Here is a 25,689-nt window from a genome sequence, read left to right as displayed (position 1 = left end):
ATAGTCATGTTCAAAAAGGATAGAAGTCTGCACTGGCTCACAAGAGGATGGGTTGTTGCATCATTACTCGTCACCTTAACTGGGTGTATTGGGCGTCCGCCGTTTTTTCCGCCGGAAGCCACGCACCGTACCCAGCCAAAAGCGACGCTTCTAAATGGAACCAACCCAGAGCCTAAGCTTGCGTCAACTGACGAAGAGGCTTTGCCGTATCCTGGTGACCCACGTTTTGCACCGCCAGACCTGACTTTACAAGTGCCACAGGCTAAGTCAGGTAGCCTTTATCGTCCTAAATACAACATGACTTTATTTCAAGATCGCCGCGCGTATCGCGTTGGCGATATGTTGACGGTGAAATTGGTGGAAGAGAGCCAAGCGAGCAAAAATGCCAACCGTCAACTGGATAAATCGGTCAATCTTGATATCGGTGAGCCGGATTTTATCGGCAAAACCTTAGATAAAATGGCGGCCTCAGCAGACGGTAGCGTCAGCACTGGAGGCACTGAAAGCAGTACTCAAAGTGCATCGATTGATGCGGTGATTACGGTCACCGTGCATGAGGTATTACCTAACGGACTGCTGCGCATCAATGGTGAGAAATGGATGCACCTCACGCAAGGCGATGAATACCTTCGCTTAACTGGATACGTTCGCCCCGAAGATATAGACCGCCAAAACCAAGTGCCATCACAGCGTGTTGGCGATGCTCGCATTACCTATTCAGGTCGTGGCGGCATTGCTGAACGTAACTCCAATGGATGGATGACTCAATTCTTCAAGAGCCGATGGATGCCTTTCTAATGAAACCAATACACTCTTTTTATTCAACATTGCTTTTGCTGCTCTCGGCGTGTTTTCTTCACACCGCCAAAGCGGAAGTAGAAATTCCTATTATGGACCTGGTCGATGTACAAGGTATTCGTGAAAACCAACTGGTGGGCTATGGCTTAGTCGTTGGCCTGGCCGGTAATGGTGACCGAAATCAGGTGAGCTTTACCTCGCAGTCAGTGACTAACATGTTGCGCCAGTTTGGGGTTCAGCTTGATGGTAACTCAGACCCCAAATTGCGTAACGTTGCTTCGGTCAGTGTGACGGCAACCGTCGACCCGATGGCGGGTCTTGGTCAAAAAATTGATGTGGTTGTCTCCTCCATTGGTGATGCCAAGAGCCTACGTGGTGGTACGCTGCTGTTGACTCCGCTGCGCGGGATTGATGGTGAAGTTTATGCGGTCGCACAAGGCAATGTGGTGGTTGGCGGTGTGTCGGCGCAAGGGCAAAGTGGCTCTAGCGTTTCAATTAACGTGACCACAGCAGGCCGTGTGCCTGGCGGGGCGACATTAGAAAAAGAAATTGCCTCAGATTTTAACCAACAGCCGACCATAACTTTAAATCTGCGCAAGCCAAGTTTCACTACCGCGAAGAACATTTCTCGAATAATCAACAATACGTTTGGCCCAGAAGTGGCGACCGCCATCAACCAATCTCGGGTTGAAATGCGCGCACCGGAAGACACTCAGCAGCGCGTTGTCATGATGTCGATGCTAGAAGAGATGTCAGTGGTCGAAGGACGCAAACCTGCCCGTGTGGTCTTTAACGCCCGCACTGGCACGATTGTGATAGGTAAAAATGTCAAAATTGGCGAAGCCGCTGTCAGCCACGGTAACTTAACCGTACGGATTACAGAAACGCCGCAAGTCAGCCAGCCAAACCCCATGAGCGGCGGACAAACCACGGTTGTGCCACGTACTGAAATTGGCATTGAAGAAGAACAAGCAAAAATGATGGTATGGCCGTTGGGCACTGAGCTCGACACCATCGTCAGTGCCGTGAACAGCTTAGGCGCAACGCCCACCGATTTAATGTCTATCTTGCAAGCGTTGCATCAAGCGGGCGCACTCAATGCCGAGTTGGTGGTTATTTAAGGAGACGAGGATGAATTTAGACAGCGTAAACAATCAAGCTCAATTAACCTCGATTCTCTATCAAGACAGCAAAGGGTTAGAGAACATTAAGCACGCAGCAGATCAGCGCGAAGCTTTGAAAACGGTGTCCGGCCAGTTTGAAGCCATGTTTTTACAGCTGGTATTGCGTCGTATGCGTGCGGGCAGCGATGCTATTGCCGATAAAGACAGTCCATTTTCCAGCCAGCAACAAGGCGTATTTCGCGATATGTATGATGGCCAATTGGCAATGGAAATGTCGAAAAAGCAAGGCTCTGGTATTGCTGAAATGTTAGTCAAACAACTGAGTCCAGCGGTTCAAGATCCCAACCTTGAGCAAGCGAGCAATGTGATTTCGGCACAAGATCTGTTTAATTCAACATCTGTGGAACCCGTGTCACATCCTGACGACTTGGCGGCAAACCGAGTTAACGCCAGCGGTGAAGTGGTCACCTTATCTAAAAAGGCTACCGGCGCGTTGCATAATAATGCGTTTGCTCAGCCACTGATTAGGAAAATGGAGCTGTAACTGAGATGAATTTGGTAAATATTGGACTATCTGGCCTCAATGCGAACCGCGTCGCGTTAGATGTGACCGCGCAAAACGTCTCGAACGTCAACACTCCGGGATATACGCGCCAGCAAGCAATGATGGCAACAGTCGGTGGTGTGAAAGATAATAATCTCGATCCGGGTGCGGGGGTGGAAGTGACCAACATACGCCGAGTGACAGACCAATTTCTGGTCAAACAGATGTGGTCAACCAACAGTAATGCGTCCTATGCATCGCACTACACCACCAACATGAGTCAGATGGAAAACACGCTTGGCGCGGACGGTTTTAGTATTTCTTCCGGCCTAGACTCTTTGTATGCCGCGCTGCATGACGCCACCTCCAAACCTGAGTCGATTCCACTGCGTCAACAGATTCGTAATGAAGCCGAAGCGATTTCTCGCCGCTTTAATACACTCAACCAAGCTTTGTATAGCCAGCATAAAGACATGCATGATCAGCGTAACGCGGCGGTCGCGAACGCGAATACACTGCTTGTGAATATTGCCGATATCAACAAGCAGATCGCCGAATCAAGTGGTACTGGGGGCAATCCAGCTCAACTTCTTGATAAGCGTGATGAATTGATTAACCAACTGTCAGAGTTGATTGAAATTAAAACCTCGGATCAGCATGACGGCACCACACAGGTGACTCTGGTTTCAGGCCAACCATTAGTGATTGGCGGAGAATATGGGACGATTCGCGCAGTTCCTCGTGACGATGACTCCTATCTAGCACAGATGGAAGTCGATTTTGATAAACAAACCTTTGCGGTGACCAGTGCCTTAGGCGGTTCGTTAGGCGCGATCAACGATTATCAAAATGAAGTGCTCAAACCGTATATGGTTGCGCTTGATGATATGGCGGCTGGGTTAGCGGACATGTTCAATGGCGAGCTTGCCAAAGGCATCGACTTAAATGGTCAGCCTGGGCAAGCACTGTTTCGTTATGACCCCGAACACCCGGCATCAAGCCTAGATATCACCACGATCACACCGGAGCAACTGGCGTTATCCGGTGATGGAAATCCAGGTAACAGTGATGTATTGGCGAACCTGATCCGCTTAAGTAATCGCCCGGTGAGTGTTGGGCGTTTTGGCAACGTATCAATCAATGACGCTTTTACTGCAATTGTCGGTGAAACGGCAATAAAAGGGCGTCAGGCGGAATCGGACTATCAAGCGAAAACGGCGATGAGCGAGCAAGCTGTCGCAGCGCGCGATAACATTGCGGCGGTCAATAGTGATGAAGAAGCGTCAAATTTGATGACGTTTTCTAACGCGCACAACGCCAACATGAAAGTGATCAGCACTGCCAACAATCTTTTCGACACTGTACTGCAGCTATTTTAAGGAAGATAAATGAGAATTAGCGACACTCAATTTAGTAAGACCATGCTGCAAAGCCTAGACCACAACAACGCCGGTTTAGGGAAAGTGATGCAAGAGATGGCCACTGGCGATCGTTTGACAAAATTGTCTGACGACCCGATGGCGACCATCAAACTCCTCAACCTTGATCGAGAAGGCAGCGCCATTACCCAATACAAAACCAATATAGCGAATGTGAAAACGACGCTATCGAGTCAAGAAGTGTATTTGGATTCGGTAAACGAAAGTTTAAAGCATATGCGTGAATTGGTGCTGTGGGGCTCAAACGGCACAATGAACGAAGATGATCGCCAAGGTATCGTGACTGAACTCTACAGCTTACGTGATGCGATGGCGTCGTCGTTTAATGCGCAAGATGAAGAAGGGCACTATCTGTTTTCGGGCACCAAAAGTAATGAACCGCCGTTAGTGATTCAAAATGGCAAGTATGTCGTGCAGGGGAACAATGATAAGCGCGTGGTCACGGTTGCCAAAGGTGTCACTATGGAGTCAAACATGACGGCTCAAGACGTGTTAGATCTCAATGGAACCAGCGATGTTTTCAATATGGTTGATGGACTAATTGCTGAATTTCAAAACCCGAGTCCAAATTTTAGACCCAAAGTCGAGCAAGCATTGCACAGCGTTGATGGAACAATGAATAATGTGTTGGCAGCAATAACAGAAATGGGTGGCCGCCACAACAACCTCGATTTGATGGACAGCGCCCACGCCGACAATAAATTGTTTGTCGATAAGATCACCAGCGATATCTCCGCTTTGGATTATGGTGAAGCCTCGGTGCGACTGAATAACTTCATGGCCGCGCTGCAAGCGACCCAAGCAAGCTATGTGAAAATCGACGATCTGTCTCTGTTTGACCGTCTATAACGAACGGGCTGCGCGTGACGTAGCCGTTCGTTTTTATCATTAAAGGAACTTTTCATATGGCATTGAGCACGGTTGAAGTCAGACCGCATAGTATAAAACTGACTGGCCAGGAACAGCCGGTCATCACTTCCGCTCGTTCTTCCGATTCTGCAATTCGTCCCGCACCAACTCAAGGGCAAGGTAAAGCTGCGCCGCCGTCATCTTATTCTGTGTCTAGCATCATGCTCTCTCAAGGGCAGCAAAATGCGACGGCGGTACAAATTGCCAACAAATCGCTGCAGTTTGTGGGTAAAGAGCTAGGGCATATCAAGCGCGCGCTTTCTCAAGCGTTAACCCAAGGAGACGTGCCAGTTGCAGAGCTGGGCGAGCGTTTAGAACAATCAAAGAAACGCATTATTAACGAACTTGATGGCGCTCGCTACGATGGCAAACGGGTGATCGATAATGAACTTCAAGTCAAGTTAGACAGCGCCGACATGCGTCGCTTTATTGTCCCTGGCTTAAATGTGAACCGCTTAAGTGAGCGTCCAGAAGAGATTCGGCTGGATTTTCCTCAGGGCCGTTCCGTCATGATTCAGTTTGATGGTCAATCGGATGGCCAGCGTTTGGTAAAGCAGATCGATCGCATCTTAATCCCGCTGGGCATGCGCGCTTCACTTCATGATGATGGGTCGGTCGTCTTTGAAACCGATGAGCGCACCTATAAGCAGATGCAAAATAAGGTCATGGTGACTGGAGAAGGCCATCGCTTTCCTGCGGGGCAGGCCAACCTGTTTACCGTTAAACCGCAGCCAGAAGGTATTTCAGAGCTAGGCTTTAACCTTGCCTCACGAGATGGCATTAAGCGCACCATCGCTCGGGTCAATCAGCATCTGCAGCAAGTACAAAAAAGCCTCGAACACGCACGAGAATTCAGCAGTGACTTAACGGTTAAAATGGATTCCATCCAAAACCAAGGAAAAGTGCTGTCAACGGATGAGGTTAACCAAGCGCTTGATACGTTTGTTGATTCCTCGGGTGAGTTTACTTCAACGTACAAAGCGTTGAATGCTCAGGCGAACTTACGTCGTCACTCGGTGGTGGCATTGCTGAAGTAACGTTAGTTGTTGGTGACCACCATGATCGAAACGCTCTTGACCACAAGGGCGTTTTTTTGCCTTTTGGTTGCATACTTCGCCGAGTAAGTAACTGCTCACTTTAAAGGAGGCGCGAACGGATTACGGAAGCTGCACTAAGCGGTATTTCAGTTCATCAATTTGCGGCGCGTTACCATTCGCGTCAAGCAGCGTCAGTTCATTGTTACCGACAAAGTATCGGTTCTGTTCACTCTTTTCTGCAAGCAGTTCTATCACGTTGCCATCGTTGCTCCATTCGATAGTGCCACTAGAGATAATCGGCGATTTGTCACTGCCGACATACACCTTTTGAATGACGTAGGTATCGTTTGGGTTGAAGGTTAATGTGGTTTCTACGCCATTGCAGTCTACGCACGGTAAGATGCCTTCATACACGCCATGCGTTGCAGTCGGCAGCAAAGCCGCGTGATTGGCTTTTTGTGACTCTATGGTATTGGTTGTAGGTTCAGGCGGAAGTTTATATTGATCCTCTTCGACTTGAGGCGAAGGTGGGAGTGTACGTTCATGCTCATCTTGTCCTAAGTCGCATCCAACGAGTACCAGGGCTAAGGCAGAGACAGCAAACAGTGATTGATTCATAGAGATTCCCTCTTTTGGTGATTGATTCCGATTCACTTCAAACAAAATTAGTATTAACCAAACTAATGGATGAACCGTCAGTAGTAAGTAAGGGGAATGGCTGTCGCTGTCAGAGCTTTGTTAGTTATGATTGGTTAGAGATATGGATACAAAAAACGCCAGCATTGGCTGACGTTTTTGTAGATAAGGCCGACTTTTGTGTCTTTTCGCGCCTTTTTATTGCTTTTTAAGCTGGTAGGTGCTGGCGAGAGAACCTTCGATCACTTGGCCGTTGGCATCAAGCTGTCGCACACTGGACTCGGTAATTGCAAAGCGGTTGGGCGCGTCTTCTAGATTAGTGAGGCTAATGATATTACTGTCACTTTTCCAGTTTATATCGCCTTGGGTAACGGTCGCCGCTGCGTCTTTACCTTGATATATTTGCTTCAGGGTGTACGAACTATCGGCGTGTAACGTCAATGTCGTTTCAATCCCTTGGCAGTCAGCGCAGGGCAAGACACCATGATATTGCCCTGGCCAATTTAGGCTTTCTCGAGGGGAAGTGATTACTTTCCCTCAGCCGCAGCCTTAACGTCATCGGACATTTCTGCTGCACTGTCAGAAGCGTCATCAAGCATGTCGCTGGTTGCGTTAGCGGCATCATCGGCGGTGTCATTCATCGCATCACCTGCATCTGACGCGGTATCGCTGATAGCATCGCCAGCATCCGACGCGGCATCTTTAGTGGCGTCATACGCATCAGACGCGCCGTCCGCGATAGAGTCACCAGCGTCACTGGCGGCTTGTTTGGTATCATCGTAAGCATCAGAAACAGCGTTGCTTGCATCGCTCGCCATTTGTTTGCTGTTTGCGACGGCATTATCAGTCGCATCACTGATGTCTTGACCCATCTCTTGAGCTGATTGCTTCACTGAGTCGGTTGCATCAGATGCCATGGTTGCCAAGTCTTCAGTCTCTTTCTCGACTTTCTGTGCTGCATTTTCTGCTGCCGCTTTGACATCGTTAGCTTGTTGATTGTTATCACAGCCACTTAAAACGAGCGCTGCTGCAAGGGCTGATAGCGTGAAAATGTGCTTCTTCATAAATTGTTCCTTTCAATGTGAAACGAATCACGGTGTTCTTATGGTCTTATTATCGGTGGGATTTTACGACCCATCGTCAAAAAGATGTCATTGTTCACCGTCTGGTGTCAGGTATGTGTTATTAATTGAAAGGAAAAGGCTTTATTGACTCTATACCAAAAAGAAAAAGTACAAAAAGCAGATGAACGCCAATAAAGTGGCGGAAAGTGTCGGGTAAATGATGTAGGACTCGCGGCGTGATGTACGTTGAAAGCACAGAAAGCTCAGCAGAATGTTGTAAAACAGTACAAGACCACTAACGATGGTGCCCGCATTGAGTGACAAACTGGATAGACGAAACAAAAACAGTCCAAGGATCAAGTAATCAATCACGATAAGCCATAAAAAAGCTTTCTTAAGAATGTCATCTTGGCTATTAACGGAATAAGGCTGTGAAAAAGGCATGGCAAGCTCATCACTGTCTGGACAAAGGAAATAGGCCACCCACTTTGGAGTGGCACATCATAAAATTATCGTTGTACGTCTTATAAGATAATTAATTAACAGCGGGCTCTTCAGTTAGTGACTGTCGAATCACAGGCTGATTAAACTCAGCTTGCTGTTTCGCTTTAACCAACTCACTGTCTTGCTGGTTTCCAAACAAGTTTTCGAGCATTGTGGCGGCAGGGGTAGTGAGAACGAAGAGTTCAATTCGTCGGTTTTCACTCCCATCTGGGTCATCAGGATTAAGCAACGCTTTGTCCGACATACCTGTAACTTGTAATACGCGGTCCTCAGGCATTCCCCCATCAACTAAGGTTTTCCTCGCAACGTTAGCGCGATTGGTGGAAAGGTCCCAGTTTGAACGGAGGCTACGCTCGCGATTAAACGGCGTTGAATCTGTATGGCCACTCACAATCATTGGATTGTCGATATGGCTAAAAATGGGTGCCAACGCCAGCAGTAAATCTTCAAAGAACGGCGTTAGCTCCGTACCTCCACGGCTAAACATGTGCTGCTTGTAGTCATCTTGCAGCACAATACGCAGCCCTTGTGGGGTCACCGTCACGTGGACATTATCTTGAGCGCTTATCTGTTTCATAACCTCATCAATCAACTTGGCTAGGGCGACAAGCTGTTCTTGAGTATCGAAACTGCCTGGAATCAACGAATCACTTTCAGGGCCTTCACCATTGCCGTTAAAAAATGAGGTTACAACATGAGAAGAGTCATCACGGCTCTGAACAGAAGATTGAGAGGCGAGATCAATGGGCGTAATGCTAGGCGAAGAATCAAAAGGATTGCCGTGGCTACTGTCAAACACACTGGCACTGTATAAGTTGGCCATGATTGCTTCACGCTCTTCTTTATTCACCACTTGCATAATCCACAGCACTAAGAAAAGGGCCATCAGTGCGATCATAAAATCCGCAAAGGCCACTTTCCAAGCGCCGCCGTGGTGCGACTCTTCGTGCTTTTTACTTGAGCGCTTAAAAACAACATGTTCTTGCTTTTGCATTAGGACTCCTGATCAGCTAACCATCTTTCCATTTCATCGAAGGTCGGCTTGATGTCGAGCTGGATGTGTTTACGTCCGGCATCGATAGAGAGCAGCGTTGGCTTCTTGGCAACATAGGCAACCAACGTTGCACGCACACATTCATACGCACTCATATTACGTTTCACCCGTTGAGCCATGGCATTACTTGCGGGATCTAAACAGCAGTAACAACCAAAAATACCGATAAACGTGCCGACTAATGCCGCTGCAACGTGATAACCAATCAAGGCAATCGAGCCATCAATGGCTTGCATGGTGATGATGATCCCACCTACCGCGGCCAAAATACCAAAACCAGGAAGCGCTTCTGCCGTGCGTTGCATGGATTGTGATGGCAACATCAAGTCAGATTGAATGGCTTCGATCTCTTGCTCAAGCAAACCTTCAAGTTCATGAGGCGACATCTGGCCCATTGCCATTAAACGCAAATTATCGGCCACGAATGACACTAAACGAGGGTCGTCTTTAATCAGAGGGTAGCGTGCGAACACAGGGCTTTGGTCTGGATCTTCGATATGACGGTCAAGCGACTTAAAACCACCGCTACGAACGGTTTCTAACAGCACTTGCATCAAGCCCATCAGCTCCATGTAGTACTCTTTTTCGTTTTTCGGCTGAGACATCATCGCGCGCAGTTGACCGCGCATCTCTTTTAATACTTGAGGTGGGTTACCAATGATCAGCGAACCGATGGCCGCACCACCGATGATTAAGATTTCCGCAGGTTGCCAAATGGCGGCGAGCTTACCACCTGCCCACATGTAACCACCGAATACACACATTAATACGATGATAACACCGAGAAACTTTTGCATGAAAATAGCTCCTAAGAGGATAGATATTGATTAAGTTGTTTAAGGGCTTGCTTATGCAACTGACAAATTCGCGGCGGCGTGAGATCCAGCACCATCGCGATTTCATGAAGATTCAGTTCATGCTGATAGAACAGCGTAATAAGCAGTTGATCGCGCTTTGAAAGCTTATTGAGTGCCTTTTCGAGACTGCGTCGAATCGATTCGTGATTAATGCCATCGTATTGACCATCAACATGAGTCTCAGAGCCATTTTCAATCATCTGATCAAGGCTTTGCATGTCGCCGGCTAATGACGCTTTAAGACGCGAATAATAGTCTTGCTGATCGGTCCCTAGAGCTTCGATAATCTCGCTGTCATTGGGCTGACGCCCTAGCTTTCGAGTCAGATCACGAGTGATATCGTTGAGTTCATGAGCCTGCTGACGTGTTTTACGCGAACGCCAGTCAAGGCGGCGCAGCTCATCCAAAATAGACCCACGAATACGGCACACCGCGAAGGCAGGGAAGTTAGGATCTTCCACATTGCCATAGCGACGTCCCGCTTCCAGCAAACCAATTAAGCCGATTTGTTGCATGTCCGCGACGCTGCAGTGAGTTGTGGCATGAGCTCGAAGTTGGTTGACAACCCGTTTTACTAATTTTTGGTGCTGCATGAGCAGCTTATTTTCATCGATCGGCACAGAAGGAGACTGTATTTCCGTCTCCACGTCATAGCCTTCCTGATAGTGAATATCCAACATATGAGCCATTCCTTTTGATTACTGAACCACGTATTTGGTCAGCAAAACGTCATCAATCTCTCGAACGATGTCGGTTTTTTCAAATGCGAGTAAAACGGTCTGTTTTACTTCGTTTTCCAGTTCTTTAACCGCGCCTTCACGGTTGAGTGATTCGTACGTTTTATTGTTGAATAGACGAAGTAATGCGTTACGAATCAATGGAGTGTAGTTATCCAAGTTCTCGATACGTTCTGGGTAGCGAGTTTCGATTGCCAGCTCAATCATCACAAAATGATTTTGTTTTTTGCCTTTAACACTCAGGACAACTTTGTCGAGAGGCAGGAACGCAGGGTCCTTACTTGGCTGAGAACTGCTGCTAAAGAATGAAGGCATCAACGAGCCGCCGTCGGCGCCATCCGATGATGCAGAATTCTTTAAGTACCAAGCACCGCCAAAAATGGTGCCTGCCGAGACCAGTAGGCTGGTAATGATCATCGCGGCAAACATGGCGATAAGTTGCTGTTTAGTCATGCCTTTTCCTCGTTATGCATTAAGCTTGCGTGTTGAGCCAGTGCTCAGAATAATTAGGGGAGAATGGATCGGACGCGTTGTCATTCTCACGCCGTGCGGCAAAAATGGTGGCGTCTTCTTCTTGTTGTGAAGGTTGACTGTTACCGCCCTCACCAGAGCTGACATTGACGTCGACATGCATAAAGTTTTGATCTTGCAATTCGCTTCGTAAGCGATCGGAAATTTGCATCAACGCTTCGCGTGTGACCGCCGTGTTACTGTGGATTTGCACGCTGAGTCGGTCACCTTCAACCCGCACCATCAAGTCCAATTTGCCAAGTTCTGGTGGGTCGAGACGAATCTTCGCCTCTTGCAAATTTTGTTGGGCTTGTAAGGTCACGCGGTCTTGAAGAACCTGCAGCATTTGCTCGCCCCATTTACCCGCTTGGGTATCGATGCGCATGCTGGCCCATTCGGTTCCCGTGGTCATGGCCGCTGGGTTCGCATTGCTCGCGCCATGAGACGGCGCAGCAGGCGAGCCGGTCCCAAGCGCAGCAGACAATGCTGACGCGGCGTTACTGCTTAGTGCATTGCCTTCAACACTGGCGGAGGCAAGTTTAATCAGGTTACTGTCAACCGGACTTGCATCGAGTTTGCTGTTGGCTTGAAGCTGGGCCATCAGCTGGCTATTGGCTAACGCACCCTCGTTTAACGATGAGCTTGCGGCGCCGTAGCTTGCAAGTGGGTTGGTTTGGCTCGCTTGCAATTTGGCGAGTGGGTCAAATTTCCCACCACTCAGTTCTTGCATCGCAAGGCTATTTGCGCCTGATGCTTTTAGCGGTTGCTGCGCAGCGTCATGATTGGCGGCTAATTGAGCGATGAGTGCGACCAGTTCTTCGGCGCTTTGCGACTGTTGCGGTGTGTCTGACGCGTCATTTTGCGCGTGAGTGCTGCCGTCATTAACGCTTTGCGCTGACGCGTCACCATCGGTTTTATTTTCTTTATTAAGCGCGAACTTGTCGTGTTTGTCAGACGACTTATCGACGTTGCTGCTGCGTGCGTCATGAACCTTCGCGGTCTGTTGTGAATCGGACGCCGACTTAGCAGGCGGCGTCGCGAGTGATGCGGCTTGAACCATCTTAATACCCCATGGTCGTCGCAAGTTGGTAAGCTAAAGCACGTTCTTGCTGCGCGCCGACCAACTCGAGTTCGCCCTTAAGTTCTGCGGTGGCACTGGCGAGGTAGCGGTATGCTGCTTCGTGTACGGCCTTAGTGCGAGAAATCTCAGGGGCTAACAGTGGATCATCTAGGAACATTTGGTGGCTTTCGAGTAGATCACGAAGTTCCATATCGTAGCGTTGCAATGCTTTCCAATCTTGCAATTTTGTTGCTACCTGTATCCGCCTTGAAAGGTGGCGGAATCGCTCTGGCGATACCTTGTTATGCATAGCTGCCAAAATTCATCCATCCTTCTCTTATGTTGGTCATCACACGTTCCACGTTGGTCAAACGTTCATCACTGTTCTGAACGCTCGCTTGGTACAGTTCAACCTGGCAAAACTCATAAAGCTGATGGAGACTTTCGGCAATTTCTCCGCCGTTCTCTTCATCTAGCGCGCTGTCGAGACCAATCAAAATGTTCATACATTTATTGATGGCGGCGCCTTTTTCTGCCAAACGTCCTGCACTCATGTGTCCACGAATGCGCTCAATTTCGTCGAGCAGGCCGTTGATGAGCATAACGACAAGTTGATGTGGGTTAGCTGCGGCCGCTTGGGCATCAAGATCGACTTGCTGATAAGAGTCGTAGCCTGAATCCATTAACATAATGCTTCTCCTTGGGGTCGATTAAGCGAACAGGGTCTGGGTCTTTTCCATCTGTTTGCTTAACTTGTCCATTTGGGTAAATTGTTTAAGGTAGCGATCGTAGACAAGGTCATATTTACGCTCGAGGCCGGCCTGTTTTTGATCTATGCGACTGATGTTTTGTTGCAGGGCGTCTTTACGCGACTTGAACAGACCATCAGAAAACTGCAAATAAGGTTTAACCAGTGATTCCACAGAATCGAGTAGGGCGCCGTGACCGTTAAACATCGCTTCAACTTGAGCGCTGTTATTACGTTGGGCTTCCAAGAATTTGTTGCTATCGAGCTGCATGGTGCCGCTTCGGTTGATGCTGATCCCGACTTCAGTGAGGAGTCGACCGTTGTATTGATTGCGCACCACACGGTTTAGTTGGCTTTCAAATGACTGCAGGGTTGGATCACTGGCCAGCGCCCCGCGTTTTACTTCTTCGCCATCGCCGACGGCTGTGCTTTTGTCGATGGTCGACATTAAGCTGTTGTAGGCATCCACAAACCCTTGAACTTGCTCCGTTGTTGCTTCTTCATCTGGAGAGACATTAATCATGAGTGGGCGCTCTGTAGGCTTTTGCGCCTGAGAAACGGTTAAGTCGACGCCTTGAATTGCATCAGTAAACGTGTTGGTGTCACTGGTGAGCTTGAGGCCGCTGTTTTTAGCGCCAAGCCAAATCACCGCGTCAGAGGGGGTCGACAGTTCTTGAGTTTGAGCGAACGCTTGATTAAACCAAGGCTGTTGTACACCACTGGTTGTAAGCGAAATTTTGCTGTCAGCACCCGTGTCGGTGCTGGAGAGCATAAAATGCGTTTCTCCGTTAGAGCGCAATAATGTTGCGTTGATACCCGGGTTATCGCTGCTGTTGTTGATTTTAGAAATCAGTTCAGAGAGGCTCGCTTGGCCGGTTTGATCTTTATTCAGTGACGCTAAATCCAGTGTCATGGTCTTTTCGCCAACAGTAAGGTTTAATTGACCGACAACGGGAATCTGGGTTTGCGGGTCAATATCTTTCGGCATATTGACGGCTAATTGATGTCCGGACGCGATGCTTTCGACAAACACTTGATAATTGCCCGTAGCCGCACCTGGGTTAGTGCTTGCGGAAACAAAGCCTTCTTGCGAAACCGTAGTACCATTTTTGACGATACTGTTATTCATCCCGTTCATATTGTTAACGGTCTGTCTAAATTCGCGAATTTTACCTTCCACATCCCCCAATTCATTTAATTGAGTTTTATACGAATCGGCTTGAGTTTTATAACGGTCTTGAAATGGCTTTACATCATAGGTAGCCATTTGTTGCGCCATTGAAGTTGGGTCTATTGAACTCATCCGTTCGCTCCTGTGAATAATCAGTGTTTCGCATGATTACGATTGAATATTCAAATTAGCAACTTATATGCCATTTAAATAAACATTAAAAATCATTAAGTTATGGTGTTTTTTAATGCAAGGAGGAAGTGTTGTTTCCTCTGTTTTTTATTCCGCTTTCCTCGCGAAAAATACAGACACCATCAACTAAATAAAGCGACAAATAATAGGAGTAATTAAGTGAATGAAATACGATGAAGGGACTTGTTAGAGTCAATGTGATGATGATTCAAAAAAGAACTGAGCGTGGTAGAAAAGATATTTCTTCGTTGATTTATGTTTGCTTAAAATAAAAAAACCGAGTGTCAAAGGCGAACACTCGGGCTTTAAATTGTCTCTGGTAAAAATAACAGACCATTTGAAATCAAATGATCTGTTGATTGTCAGCAGGAGACAAAAATATGCAAGATAGAGATTGTTATCTTCAATACCACTTAGCGAAGTAGAGAGATAGCCATTGATGGAATCTGGTTGGTTTGAGTTAAAACCGTAGTACCAGCTTGCATCAACATTTGGTTCTTTGTCATGTTTGAAGACTCTACTGCGAAGTCAGCATCCGTGATACGGCCTTTCGCTGCAGCAGTGTTTTCAGAGATGTTCGCCAAGTTATTGATAGTGTGTTCTAGACGGTTCATGTTTGCACCGAGTTTAGAACGTACTGTGTTCACTGTGTCGAACAGACCGTTGATAACGTCAACTTGGCCATTTGCTGCTTCGTTTGAATCCAACTCACCAACGGTAGAGAAATCAACACCACCTAGCTGGTCAGAAAGGTCGAACGTCAACGTTTCGTTTGCAGAGGTACCGATTTGGAAGTCGATAGCATCGTCAAGTTTACCGTCTTTCAACAGTTTCATGCCCGCACCGTAAGACGTTTCTTCTAGGATACGAGTCGCTTCTTTCGCTAGCTCTTGGTATTCAGAGTCTAGTGCTTTAAGTTCTGCTTCACCGTTTGTTCCGTTCGCTGCTTGCGTAGCAAGGTCTTTCATACGGTAAGAAACGTTGGTTAGCTCTTCGAGTGCACCATCGGCAGTTTGAAGCATTGAGATTGCATCTTGAGAGTTGCGCATTGCAACAGACATACTGCGGTTTTGAGCTTCAAGTTTGTTCGAGATAGTCAAGCCAGCAGCGTCATCCTTTGAAGAGTTGATGCGTAGACCGGTACTCAAACGTTCCATTGCTGTATCGAGTTTGCCGTTTGTGTTGTTCAGAGTGTTTTGAGTAACTAGCGAAGCGTAGTTAGTGTGCATTGATAAAGCCATTCAAGTCTCCTTGGTTTTCACTATACAGGCTCTGGGATAAACCCTTTGTTCACTAACTAGAGGCGGTTGAGGTTTGAAAATGATTAATAAAAATTTGAGTTTTTTTTAAAATGCCCGTTTTTTGTGGTTTAGATTCCATAAAAAGCGGGCATTTGGTCGTTTATTGGCAAAATTAACATTACCAAACTTCGTTATCTTCATCGCTGAATGCTTTAAAAGACATTGAGGTTGGAATATCACTGAAGTAGCCAAAATAGTAACTTGCGCCTAAAAGTCGATATTGGTTCAATTCGGCTTGGGTACCCACGCGGCTTGCGACCCATGGGAAGTGGTAGCGTTTAAAAAAGCGAATAAGAGGTAGGAGTGCTGCGCGGTCTTCTTTATTTTCTAAGGTGCCGGAGAGTTTTAAGGCGTGAGGTTTGTAGTAAGTGATGAGGGTGTAGTCTTTGTCTTTCGAAGAGATTTCAAACCAAACGGCGTACGCTCTTTCTTTGAAATCCTCTATGAGCTTATCAATAAAGCCCGTTCGTGCCATCGACATTGGAATTTGTAGCGATGGCACTAAATGGCTAAAGGCATGAGCGCTAAACCTCATCACATGGTCGATAAATACCTGACCATGCTCCCAGAGCAGGGCATCAAGCCGTATAGGCACCACCACGTTACTGATTAAGTCTGGATGGAACGTCTCGAGCTGGAACTGAGTTTGACGCAGTGCCAGGTATAAGCTGTAAAGATCAAGGCAGTATGACATCTCATCAGAGAGATCAAATTGATACACACTCTGTTCGTTCTGGCTACCAAAGCGTAAGGTCAGGTGTTGAAATTCCACCTCACCACTTTGTGTTGCACGGATCGCTTGGCAAGCATGACGAATATCATTTTTTTCAAAAGCATCAAACACAAGCTGATCATCATCAGTGACGATGTACTCCTCCATCAGCTTGTGAATCTTTTGATACAAAGATCGGTAATTTGATAAATTATCCAAGGTTACCCACCACGTTTATCTGTTTGTTTTCTGGTATTTCGTTATAGGACAGCACCGCCAATCCTTGGGCAAAGGTTCTTGAGTAGCGGGCCAGTAACGGTCGAAGCTGAGGCATGACCAATAAAATCGGTGCAAAACCACGCTGTTTAAGCTGCTGCTTAATCAAAGGCAGGTTTTGCTGCAATTGGCTTAATATGTTCGGCTCGATCGGGAAACTATCCAAAGACACGTTACCATTGCTTTGGGCTTGCTGCAGCGACGCCATTAACATTTGTTCTAAATCGTCTGCCAAAGCATAGACATTTAGTTCATCTCGTTGTCCTGCGATTAGGTTAACGATGGTTCTGCGAAGCGCACAGCGTACGTCTGCGGCAATCAAAATTGGGTCCTTGGAACGTTCGGTGGACTCTAGCATGGTATTGGCAATGGTGCGAATATCTTTGAGAGGAACTTGGTCAATCAAAAGTTGACGATAGACCTTGAGTTGCTGCGAAGCATTGAGTGCTGCGCCCAGCGCTTCAGAGAGTTTCGGTGCTTGCTGCGCCAAACGTTGATTCATCGCATCCACGTCATCGTGGTTAAACAGTTCCGACAGATTGGTTTTCATTACTTTGCTTATGTGAGTGCTCACTACGGTGGCATCATCGACCACTTGATAGCCCATATTCAGCGCCTTGGCTTTATCTTGGTATTGAATCCATACCGCAGGTAATTGATACGCAGGGTCACTTCCTAAAATCCCGTCAATTTCACCATAAGTTTCGCCGACGGCGATTGCCATCAAACGTTCAGGCTCGATAAACCCATGTTCGATGACTTCACCGTTGAGCGCGATGGTGTACTGATTCGGCTTGAGATTTAAGTTATCGTTAATGCGCACTTCCGGTAATAGAAAGCCAACTTGTTCAGACAAGTTTCGTCTTAAGCCGCGGATACGTTGGCTCAATGGTGCACCTTGGTCTTTGTTCACCAAGTGAACCAATCGATAACCCAGTGACAACGCAAGGCTATGGACATGAGGTAGGTCATCCCAGCTTAGCGGAGTATTGTCATCGTGTTGCATTGCATGGCTAAGCGCTTCCACTTCATCCAGCTGGGGATCTTGAGCCACCTTCTTATTTTGCCGCCAACCTGCAAACCCGAGTGCGGCTGCAAAGGCAAAAAACGCCAAATGTGGCATGCCAGGAACCAGACCAATCACCAGCATGATGACCGCAACCGTAAACAGAGTTGCCGGCGTGGCAAGTAGCTGCTTATGCATGGTTTCCGACATACCGCTATCGGTATCATTGATACGAGTCACGATGATCGCAGCGGCTGTTGCCAACAACAGTGAAGGAATCTGCGCGACTAAGCCATCACCGATGGTTAATAGAGCGTAGGTTTTAAACGCTTCTGATGCGGGTAAGCCATGGGAAAATACGCCAATGGAAATACCGCCGAGAATGTTGATGAACAGAATCATCAAACCGGCGACGGCGTCACCGCGTACAAACTTAGAAGCACCGTCCATGGAACCGTGAAAGTCTGCTTCATTGGCGACTTCTTTACGGCGCTGTCGTGCGGTTTCTTGATCAATCAGGCCCGCGTTTAAGTCCGCATCGATCGCCATCTGTTTACCGGGTAAGGCATCAAGAGTGAAACGCGCCGACACTTCCGAAATACGCTCGCCACCTTTGGTGATCACCACGAAGTTAATGATCATTAAGATGACAAACACCACCATACCGACCACATAGTTTCCGCCGATAACTACTTCACCGAAGGCTTGAATCACTTTACCTGCGGAGTCACCGCCGTTATGGCCTTCCAGCAATACAATACGTGTTGAGGCAACGTTAAGCGTTAACCGTAGTAGGGTGGCAACCAAGAGAATGGTTGGGAAAATTGAAAAATCGAGTGGGCGTTTGGCGGTGGTACTGACGAGCAGCACTAAAATCGCCAAAACAATGTTAAAGGTGAACAACGCATCCAATAACAGAGGTGGCAATGGCAAAATAACCATCGCTAATACCATCAATAGCACTAATGGTATGCCAAGATAGCCTTTACCCGATGACTGGAGTTGTTTAAACCAATTCAGCATGATGTATGTCCGTCCTTCGTGTCGTGCTGTGCAAAATTAATGTTGCAAATTTTTCGGAATCTTGAAGCTTGGCAAAGGCATTGGGCGCTTTGCTTTGCCAATACGAAAATCTTTAAGTTGGATGATGTAAGTTAGAATGTGCGCCACCGCGATATACAGCTGACTTGGAATCGCCTGTTCAATAGCGGTAGTGTGGTAAATGGCACGAGTTAGCGGTGGTGACGTGACAACTTCAACTCCACTTTGCCGTGCAATACGCTGAATGTGCATCGCGGTTTCATCCACACCTTTGGCGACCACAAACGGCGCCTCTGAGAGTTCAGGGTCATATTTAAGCGCCACTGCATAGTGGGTCGGGTTGGTGATCACCACGTCTGCTTTAGGGACCATTTTCTCTATTTTACGCCGCGCAAATTGCTGTTGAATCTGGCGTACACGCTGCTTGATTTCTGGACGACCTTCATTATTTTTGTGCTCTTCTTTGACCTCTTGTTTGGTCATTTTGAGCTCTTTAAGGTGTTCCCAACGCTGATAAGGAATATCGATAAAACCAAACAGCAGCAATGCCAATCCCATCAGCAATAACCCTTCAAATAGGATTTTCAATACCACATAAACGCCTTGGCTAAGGGGCAGGCGCTGCATGCCTAATAGCGGTTGAAGGTGGTTGTTGAGGTAGCCGTATAACACGCCACACACCACGGCAATCTTGAGCGAGGATTTGATCAGTTCAACCAGTGAACGTGTAGAGAAAATTCGCTTGATACCGCTAATGGGATTGAGCTTATTGAATTTTGGCTGAACATTCGCCGGACGAAAAATCCAACCGCCGATGACCAAGGTACTGGCGATGGTGACAATCACAATCACAATAAATAGCGGCAAGAGCGTTTCCATCATAATGCCCAAACTGTTGCCGAGGTGTTCAATCATCATGTTGGGTTGTGATAGCTCTTGCTTGGTGAGCGCCATGTTGAATTGAAATACCCCCTTAATATTGCCCCACACCAGTTGAAACTGGCTGTAGAAAAAAACCGCCACTCCGAGGAAAATCACCGCTGTCGTGAAGTCTTTGGCGCGAGGTACTTGCCCCTCTTGACGCGCTTTGCGGATTTTCTGGGGGGTGGCCTGCTCGGTTTTATCCTGAGAAGAACTCTGTTCGCTCATACGCCTCCCAATATAAAGGTGTTGAGGTAATTTAATGCGTCGTGAACCAGCATGGTGTAGCGGGCGGGCACACCAGAAATCGAAATCAGCACAGCAAATAAACCGAGCAGCATGGTCATCGGAAAACCCAGAGCGTAAACGTTCAAGCTTGGCGCGGCGCGGTTCATGATCCCGAAACTAATGTTGGTTAACAGCATGGAAACAATCGCTGGTAGAGCCAGCGCCAATGAGGAGCTAAACATCCAGCCAAAGATCGACAAGATACCCTTAAACGAGAGTTCACTAAGCCCAGACCCCACAGGCCAAGCGCGAAAGCTTTGTACGATGATGTCGATCACCAGCAGGTGACCTTCCAATGAAAGAAACAGTAAGGTGGCAAAAATCAGAAAGATACGCCCTAAAATCGCCACAGACATACCGTTCACCGGGTCATTCATCATTGCCATACCCAGGCCCATCTGCAAAGAGACAATCTGGCCGAGCATGGTGAAAATGGTAAACAACATGTGAATGATGAGGCCGAACATCAAGCCCCAAATGATTTGCTCAAACGCCAAAAACAGCGAGCTCAGAGAAAATAGGTCGACGGCTGGCATCACTGGCATCAGCGGCGCTGCAACCACGGCAAGTGAAAATGCCAGAAGGGTGCGAACCCAGAGTGGAATTAAAGAGTCACCAAAAAAAGGCATTGATAAGAATACGGCACCAATGCGAAAAAAAGGCCACCAATATTGGCCAAGCCAACTTGATAGCTGCGCAAAGGTGACATCCATCAGCCAATCATCCCGGGAATGTTGTAAAACAAGTAAGCAAAGAGATCCATGATCTTCTCAAGCATCCAGTGTCCGGCGAAAATGACCATCAACAGGGTTACAAGCAGGCGAGGGAGAAAGCTCAGTGTTTGTTCATTGATTTGAGTGGCAGCCTGGAATACTGCGATACCGAGGCCCACAATCAGGCCCGGCACCACCAATACCGCCACAATCGAAATAATCAGCCACACGGCGTTAGAAAACAGGGTGACGGTCATCTCTGGGGTCATAAAGCGCTCCTTGCTTATCCGAAACTGGCGGTTAGAGTACCGACGGTCATTGCCCAGCCATCAACTAAGACGAACACCACCAGTTTGAAAGGCAGTGATACAATCAGTGGTGAGAGCATCATCATCCCCATTGCCATGAGCACGCTGGCGACCACCAAGTCGATGATCAGAAAGGGAATAAACAACATAAATCCAATCTGAAAGGCGGTCTTGAGTTCGCTGATGACAAACGCAGGAAGAATCACCGCAAACGAAATATCGTCGACGTTTTGGTCGACCGGTTCGTTAGCGATGCGCAGCATCTGCTCAAGTGAGGTTTGGTGGGTTTGTGCCAACATAAATTCACGCGTCGGTTTTTCGGCGATGGAAAACGCGTTCATCAACGTAATCTCACCATTGTCATAAGGAACGAATGCATGTTCGTAAATATCTGACCAAACTGGTCGCATTATGAGAAGTGAGAGCGTTAAAGCGATGCCCACTAACACGCGGTTCGGTGGGCTCGATTGCAAGCCAAGTGCTTGGCGCAAAATCGCCAAAACCACAATAATGCGCGTGAAACTGGTGGCCATTAACACAAAGGCTGGAATGAAACTCAGCGCGGTCATTAACAGCAAAATTTGCAACTTCACGCTGTATTCTTGATCGGAACTTCCGTCAGAGACGGTAAACAGCGTTAAGCCTCCGTCATCAGCCCAAGAGGCGGCGGAAAACAGGACAGAAAGGAGAAGCGCTGGCAATAGCCAGCTTAACGAGCGCGCGCGTTTGGTCATAACAATACTCGCTACTCGCCCATCGACGTTAATGCAGAATCTAATACATCAATTAAACGCAGCCCGTATTTATCATTGACCACCACCACTTCCGCGTGGCCCATCAAAGAACCGTTGACTTTGACGTCCAATGGCTCGCCGTTCAGTTTATCCAATTCAATCACGCTGCCTTCGCCCGCTTTCATCAAATCGCCAAGAGGGATCTCTTTGCTGGCCACTTCGAGCGTCACCGTGACAGGAATATGTTTGAAAAAGCTGAGATCGCGCTCTGGAATTGTTGGCTCAATCTCTTTTTCTTCAATTGGCGGGGCGCTGTCTTGCTCTTCAAAATCTTCAAGATCAAAATCATCGAAATTTAAGGCATCGCTTTCAAAGGGAACATCCGATTTAAATTCCGCTGCTGATTCTGGTGTTGCTTCTGCAGCCATTTCTGGAGTCGTTTCATTTGCCATGGTGTTTTCAGCTTGCTCCGGTGTGTCACTCATCACTGAGAATCCTTATCGTCGTTGAAAATCAAAACTAATTGCCCGTCCTGATCCGCGACGCGGCCAGAGAATAGGTGTTGAGTCCCGATACTAACTGGCGCTTTGGCAAGCAGCTCGATCGGTAAAATATCGTTAGGTTGCAGCGTTAGCACATCACTTAACGCTAAGGTTTTTTTACTAAGTAGTACGTTGACTTTGACAGGGGTTGCCGTCAGAGATTTATTAAACAGTGCGCCAAGATCTTTTCTCGGTTGCAACTCCAACTCTTCGACCAAGGTATGGACGAACAGACTGTCGAGCTCGACATAAAACTCATAGTGTTTTTCATCCAGCGTCAGCGTTAAAACCGTTTTAATGCCAACGCCATGGCTTGGTTCAAAGTGGGTGGTTTTCCAAGTTTTTTCTGGTGCTACCCAGCCACTGATGTATTTGCCAAGACGTTCTTGAAATCGAAAATCACTGCTGGTGAGGGGAACGTCGGCGCGATCCACACTTGCACCATAGAAACGGTCGGACAGTTTTAGCAATAACTCAGGTGCCGTATACACATAGATGTGCCCGCCAGCGTCATGACGTAGCGTCGAGGTTTTATTTTGAGCTAACTCACTGGGTGCAAGCATGTGTAAATTCATTTGCTGCAGTGTCACGTTTACTTGGTCTGTCTTTAACCAATTCTGTAATTGGTGAGTCAGCCCATGACACATATCCATCATGATAGCTTCTAATTTTTCTCGAATTACATTAATCGGCTTACCAAGAAGCTCGACGTTTAGTGCTTGTAATTCTTGCTCTGATTGATCCGACGTTGGATGAGTTATTGGCATTTATATTTTACCGTTTCTTTGTAATACGAAACTAATTAAACAATTTGGACTCTAGTCTATACAGAGATTAATGATTGTTTTTAGCTTCTGTTTTTAAGTTTGTGAAGTTAGTTCGAATGTTGGTTTTAATATATATTGGGGGCTTCAAAAGAATTTAGAAACGGAGTAGCTTCGAGTCAGAATTATTATTAATAGAAGAGTGTTTGCTTTTCTTTTTGATATAAAAACGACCAGTTTGGAACAAAAAGTGATATTGATTCTAAAACGTATATGTTGTTTTTTATCAGGTAGTTACTTTGGATATTGTCCTTAAGTTGTCTATTTTGGTCAGTTCGCTTTGAATGAAGGTTGCAATATGATGATGTATGCCAACAAAGTTACTTTCATGGCATATTTTTATAGCTCAATAATGTCAGTGAAAAGTAAGAAAAAGAAATTTGAACCAAGGTTTAATTTTTATTTTCCTGCCATTTTTATGCTTTTGCCTATTTTTTCTTCATTGGCTCGAGCAGATAATGTGATTCAGGTTCCAATGGATTTGGCTGAATGGGATTTTAGACAAGAACATTTGGAATGCACGCTCTTTCATAAAGAAGAGTCGGTCGGAGAAATCTATTTTCATGCAATTACAAACCGTCAAGTTACTTTAGAGTTGGACGTGAATAATAAAGCCATTTTTGGAAACAACGCCCAATTATTTAAATTGGCTCCCCCTTGGATGCCAAGTAAGAAAGATTTTATTTCTGAAGGCTTTCTTGAACCAAGATCGAATAAAATTAAATTTCGACGCGGAGTAGGAGAATTAATTCATTCTGTCGAAAGGGGTAACTGGATTAATATCGAGTTGAGCAATGACCCCGCACTTCCTCTAGCTGATATTCGGCTACCTGCGATTCGCTTTAAACCAAGCTACGACCAATTCACGCGGTGTCAGTCCGCGTTGCCTGATATCTCTTATGCGCAAGCGCGAGATACACGATTGTATTTCGATATCGGTCAAGAAGATCTGACAGAGAAACAACGTCAAAACCTCAAGGCTCTCTCCAGTTTTATTCAAGCCGATGACACGGTCACCAAAGTGTTGGTGGACGGTCATACCGATAATGTCGGTGCCAGTGTGACCAATTTACAAGTGTCACGTGTTCGCGCCCAAGCTGTAGAGAAGATGCTGAATGATTACGGTGTGCCCGAACAAATGATAGAAGTTCGTGCTCACGGCTCGCGCTACCCAATAGCCAATAACAACAGTTCGATCGGCAAGGCGCAGAATCGACGAGTCAGCATTCGACTGGTAAGAAACAATGAGCCAGTGGTTTTTGAGCAATCCATCGAAGATAACACAGGGAAGGTTCAATAATGGCTAGTACAGATATCCTTTTGGTCGAACCCAATGAACATCATGCAGAGACGATCAGATCGATCTTAATCCAGGCGGGTTATCGTGTCCGTCATGCTCGTACTGGGCGCAGTGCGCTGCTTGAAGCAAAAGCGGCGATCACGCTCGTCAGTTCAACATTACCCGATATGGGAATGCGTGAGTGGGTGGCGTGTCATCATCGTCAAGGACAAAAGAGCTCAACCATTGCCATTGTTGACCAAGAAGAAGGCATTTTGGCTGCCGATACAATGAAATCGGGCGCAACAGACTACTTAGTTCGACCTTTTGAAGCTAAACAGTTACTCAATTTGATTCGCCGTGTTGAAGCGCTCGATAAGCCGATGGCGAATTTTGTTGCCGAGTCTTGGCGCAGTAAACAAGTCCTGCAGCTGGCCCACCGCGCGGCATGCACTAACGCGAGTGTACTTATCACTGGTGAGTCCGGCACTGGCAAGGAGGTACTGGCACGCTACGTTCATGAACAATCCCCTCGTCATGACGGGCCGTTTGTGGCAGTAAACTGTGCGGCGATTCCTGAAACCATGTTGGAAGCTGTGTTGTTTGGGCATGTGAAGGGGGCCTTTACTGGCGCGACGTCTTCGCAAAGCGGTAAGTTTGAAGAAGCCAATGGGGGCACGATTCTGCTTGATGAAATTGGCGAGATGTCACCGGGCGTACAAGCCAAATTACTGCGTGTCCTTCAAGAACGAGAAGTGGAGCGTGTGGGAAGCCATAAAGCGATTAAGCTCGATATTCGAGTGATTGCTGCCACCAACAAAGATCTACGAGTGGAAGTGCAAAAAGGCCAATTTCGTGAAGATCTTTACTACCGCTTGGATGTGCTGCCGCTGCATTGGCCGCCATTGCGAGAACGTAAAGAAGATATTCTTCCGATCAGTCGCTTCTTCATCGAAAAATATCAAGATAAAAGCCAGTGTCACCTGTCGCAAGATGCGCAAGTTGCGCTTAGCCAATATAACTGGCCAGGCAACATTCGTGAGTTAGAGAACGTGATTCAACGAGCGTTGGTGATGCGCCATGGCGACTACATCACCGCGCAAGATTTGATGCTACCTATTGAAATCCAAAGCCCTGCAATGGAAGTCAAAAGCCATGAAAGCTTTGGGCATGTCGAAGCCAAGAAACAAGCGGAGTTTAACTTCATTCTCGACAAGCTTCGCCAATACGGTGGTAACCGCACAAAAACGGCGAACGCGCTCGGCGTATCAACACGCGCACTGCGCTATAAGTTGGCCGCGATGCGTGAACAAGGTATCGATTTACAGTCAGTCCTAGGCTCAGCCGCCTAAAGGAGAGA

At 47.2% G+C, this 25,689-nt stretch carries 29 protein-coding genes; 8 read left to right on the top strand and 21 right to left on the bottom strand.

The genetic code is table 11. The features are described from left to right. Positions 1–6 precede the first annotated feature (6 nt). Genes flgH through ACFFUV_RS06985 form a run of 6 tightly spaced genes read left to right on the top strand, consistent with a single transcriptional unit; the run spans position 7 to position 5,851 of the window. The gene (flgH, locus tag ACFFUV_RS07010) at positions 7–798 is read left to right on the top strand and encodes a flagellar basal body L-ring protein FlgH (protein WP_390190743.1); all 792 of its coding nucleotides are present in this window, start codon (positions 7–9) and stop codon (positions 796–798) included. Further along, complete coding sequence (locus tag ACFFUV_RS07005) at positions 798–1,919, top strand: flagellar basal body P-ring protein FlgI (RefSeq protein ID WP_390190742.1); 1,122 nt, start codon at positions 798–800, stop codon at positions 1,917–1,919. Before flgH ends, ACFFUV_RS07005 begins: the two co-directional genes overlap by 1 nt. Before the next feature lie 10 nt (positions 1,920–1,929). Next, positions 1,930–2,466: a rod-binding protein gene (locus ACFFUV_RS07000; RefSeq protein ID WP_390190741.1), complete on the top strand. Its 537-nt coding sequence runs from the start codon at positions 1,930–1,932 to the stop codon at positions 2,464–2,466. Positions 2,467–2,471: 5 nt separating this feature from the next. Continuing rightward, positions 2,472–3,845 (top strand): flagellar hook-associated protein FlgK, encoded by a 1,374-nt coding sequence (gene flgK / locus ACFFUV_RS06995; RefSeq protein ID WP_390190740.1) that lies wholly within the window; start codon positions 2,472–2,474, stop codon positions 3,843–3,845. Positions 3,846–3,854: 9 nt separating this feature from the next. Further along, positions 3,855–4,754 carry a flagellar hook-associated protein FlgL gene (gene flgL / locus ACFFUV_RS06990; RefSeq protein ID WP_390190739.1) on the top strand — a complete coding sequence of 300 codons (900 nt, stop codon included), beginning with the start codon at positions 3,855–3,857 and terminating at the stop codon, positions 4,752–4,754. 56 nt (positions 4,755–4,810) lie between these two features. Next, a complete protein-coding gene (locus ACFFUV_RS06985) occupies positions 4,811–5,851 on the top strand; it encodes a flagellin (protein WP_390190738.1) in 1,041 nt (346 codons plus the stop codon). A 120-nt stretch (positions 5,852–5,971) separates the two neighbouring features. Here ACFFUV_RS06985 and ACFFUV_RS06980 read toward each other — a convergent pair whose 3' ends face one another. From ACFFUV_RS06980 to ACFFUV_RS06880, 21 genes are all read right to left on the bottom strand, one after another. Further along, a complete protein-coding gene (locus ACFFUV_RS06980; protein ID WP_390190737.1) occupies positions 5,972–6,469 on the bottom strand; it encodes a copper resistance protein NlpE in 498 nt (165 codons plus the stop codon). A 216-nt stretch (positions 6,470–6,685) separates the two neighbouring features. After that, positions 6,686–6,964, bottom strand: coding sequence for a copper resistance protein NlpE (locus tag ACFFUV_RS06975; protein ID WP_390190736.1), 279 nt, complete (start codon positions 6,962–6,964; stop codon positions 6,686–6,688). A gap of 50 nt (positions 6,965–7,014) precedes the next feature. Beyond that, on the bottom strand, positions 7,015–7,551 hold the full coding sequence (locus ACFFUV_RS06970; protein ID WP_390190735.1) for a prolipoprotein diacylglyceryl transferase: 537 nt from the start codon (positions 7,549–7,551) through the stop codon (positions 7,015–7,017). Positions 7,552–7,701: 150 nt separating this feature from the next. Further along, positions 7,702–7,995: a hypothetical protein gene (locus ACFFUV_RS06965; RefSeq protein WP_390190734.1), complete on the bottom strand. Its 294-nt coding sequence runs from the start codon at positions 7,993–7,995 to the stop codon at positions 7,702–7,704. Between the two features lie 91 nt (positions 7,996–8,086). Beyond that, entirely contained in the window at positions 8,087–9,049 is a 963-nt protein-coding gene (locus ACFFUV_RS06960) for a flagellar motor protein MotB (protein ID WP_390190733.1), read from the bottom strand. After that, positions 9,049–9,906 carry a flagellar motor stator protein MotA gene (gene motA, locus ACFFUV_RS06955; RefSeq protein ID WP_390190732.1) on the bottom strand — a complete coding sequence of 286 codons (858 nt, stop codon included), beginning with the start codon at positions 9,904–9,906 and terminating at the stop codon, positions 9,049–9,051. The genes ACFFUV_RS06960 and motA overlap by 1 nt, the downstream gene beginning before the upstream one ends. An 11-nt stretch (positions 9,907–9,917) precedes the next feature. Next, a complete protein-coding gene (locus ACFFUV_RS06950; protein ID WP_390190730.1) occupies positions 9,918–10,646 on the bottom strand; it encodes a FliA/WhiG family RNA polymerase sigma factor in 729 nt (242 codons plus the stop codon). 18 nt (positions 10,647–10,664) lie between these two features. Next, positions 10,665–11,156, bottom strand: a complete 492-nt coding sequence (locus ACFFUV_RS06945; RefSeq protein ID WP_390190728.1) for a flagellar basal body-associated FliL family protein — start codon at positions 11,154–11,156, stop codon at positions 10,665–10,667. 19 nt (positions 11,157–11,175) lie between these two features. Beyond that, on the bottom strand, positions 11,176–12,273 hold the full coding sequence (locus tag ACFFUV_RS06940) for a flagellar hook-length control protein FliK (RefSeq protein ID WP_390190726.1): 1,098 nt from the start codon (positions 12,271–12,273) through the stop codon (positions 11,176–11,178). Position 12,274: 1 nt separating this feature from the next. After that, the gene (locus ACFFUV_RS06935) at positions 12,275–12,583 is read right to left on the bottom strand and encodes a LafD (protein WP_390191874.1); all 309 of its coding nucleotides are present in this window, start codon (positions 12,581–12,583) and stop codon (positions 12,275–12,277) included. After that, positions 12,576–12,962, bottom strand: coding sequence for a flagellar export chaperone FliS (gene fliS, locus ACFFUV_RS06930; RefSeq protein ID WP_390190724.1), 387 nt, complete (start codon positions 12,960–12,962; stop codon positions 12,576–12,578). The genes ACFFUV_RS06935 and fliS overlap by 8 nt, the downstream gene beginning before the upstream one ends. A gap of 21 nt (positions 12,963–12,983) precedes the next feature. Beyond that, a complete protein-coding gene (fliD, locus tag ACFFUV_RS06925; protein ID WP_390190722.1) occupies positions 12,984–14,324 on the bottom strand; it encodes a flagellar filament capping protein FliD in 1,341 nt (446 codons plus the stop codon). Positions 14,325–14,797: 473 nt separating this feature from the next. Continuing rightward, complete coding sequence (lafA, locus tag ACFFUV_RS06920; protein WP_390190721.1) at positions 14,798–15,625, bottom strand: lateral flagellin LafA; 828 nt, start codon at positions 15,623–15,625, stop codon at positions 14,798–14,800. Positions 15,626–15,803: 178 nt separating this feature from the next. Continuing rightward, entirely contained in the window at positions 15,804–16,616 is an 813-nt protein-coding gene (locus ACFFUV_RS06915) for a diguanylate phosphodiesterase (protein ID WP_390190720.1), read from the bottom strand. Continuing rightward, positions 16,609–18,702, bottom strand: a complete 2,094-nt coding sequence (locus ACFFUV_RS06910; protein ID WP_390190718.1) for a flagellar biosynthesis protein FlhA — start codon at positions 18,700–18,702, stop codon at positions 16,609–16,611. The genes ACFFUV_RS06915 and ACFFUV_RS06910 overlap by 8 nt, the downstream gene beginning before the upstream one ends. Positions 18,703–18,738: 36 nt before the next feature. Next, positions 18,739–19,869 (bottom strand): flagellar biosynthesis protein FlhB, encoded by a 1,131-nt coding sequence (gene flhB / locus ACFFUV_RS06905; protein WP_390190717.1) that lies wholly within the window; start codon positions 19,867–19,869, stop codon positions 18,739–18,741. Continuing rightward, positions 19,866–20,642 carry a flagellar biosynthetic protein FliR gene (gene fliR / locus ACFFUV_RS06900; RefSeq protein WP_390190715.1) on the bottom strand — a complete coding sequence of 259 codons (777 nt, stop codon included), beginning with the start codon at positions 20,640–20,642 and terminating at the stop codon, positions 19,866–19,868. The genes flhB and fliR overlap by 4 nt, the downstream gene beginning before the upstream one ends. Next, positions 20,642–20,911 (bottom strand): flagellar biosynthesis protein FliQ, encoded by a 270-nt coding sequence (gene fliQ / locus ACFFUV_RS06895; RefSeq protein WP_390190714.1) that lies wholly within the window; start codon positions 20,909–20,911, stop codon positions 20,642–20,644. The genes fliR and fliQ overlap by 1 nt, the downstream gene beginning before the upstream one ends. A 14-nt stretch (positions 20,912–20,925) precedes the next feature. After that, positions 20,926–21,684 (bottom strand): flagellar type III secretion system pore protein FliP, encoded by a 759-nt coding sequence (fliP, locus tag ACFFUV_RS06890; protein WP_390190713.1) that lies wholly within the window; start codon positions 21,682–21,684, stop codon positions 20,926–20,928. Positions 21,685–21,695: 11 nt separating this feature from the next. Next, a complete protein-coding gene (fliN, locus tag ACFFUV_RS06885) occupies positions 21,696–22,112 on the bottom strand; it encodes a flagellar motor switch protein FliN (protein WP_390191873.1) in 417 nt (138 codons plus the stop codon). 56 nt (positions 22,113–22,168) lie between these two features. Then, positions 22,169–22,993 carry a FliM/FliN family flagellar motor switch protein gene (locus tag ACFFUV_RS06880; protein ID WP_390190712.1) on the bottom strand — a complete coding sequence of 275 codons (825 nt, stop codon included), beginning with the start codon at positions 22,991–22,993 and terminating at the stop codon, positions 22,169–22,171. A 385-nt stretch (positions 22,994–23,378) separates the two neighbouring features. Here ACFFUV_RS06880 and ACFFUV_RS06875 point away from each other — a divergent pair, with 385 nt between their 5' ends. Both ACFFUV_RS06875 and ACFFUV_RS06870 read left to right on the top strand, forming a co-directional pair. Next, complete coding sequence (locus ACFFUV_RS06875; protein WP_390190710.1) at positions 23,379–24,350, top strand: MotY family protein; 972 nt, start codon at positions 23,379–23,381, stop codon at positions 24,348–24,350. Then, the gene (locus ACFFUV_RS06870) at positions 24,350–25,681 is read left to right on the top strand and encodes a sigma-54-dependent transcriptional regulator (protein ID WP_390190708.1); all 1,332 of its coding nucleotides are present in this window, start codon (positions 24,350–24,352) and stop codon (positions 25,679–25,681) included. Before ACFFUV_RS06875 ends, ACFFUV_RS06870 begins: the two co-directional genes overlap by 1 nt. The last annotated feature ends 8 nt before the right edge of the window (positions 25,682–25,689 follow it).

The sequence above is a fragment of the Vibrio olivae genome, from assembly GCF_042428525.1.
Lineage (GTDB): Bacteria > Pseudomonadota > Gammaproteobacteria > Enterobacterales > Vibrionaceae > Vibrio > Vibrio olivae.
This window is presented reverse-complemented; position numbering and strand designations above follow the sequence as displayed.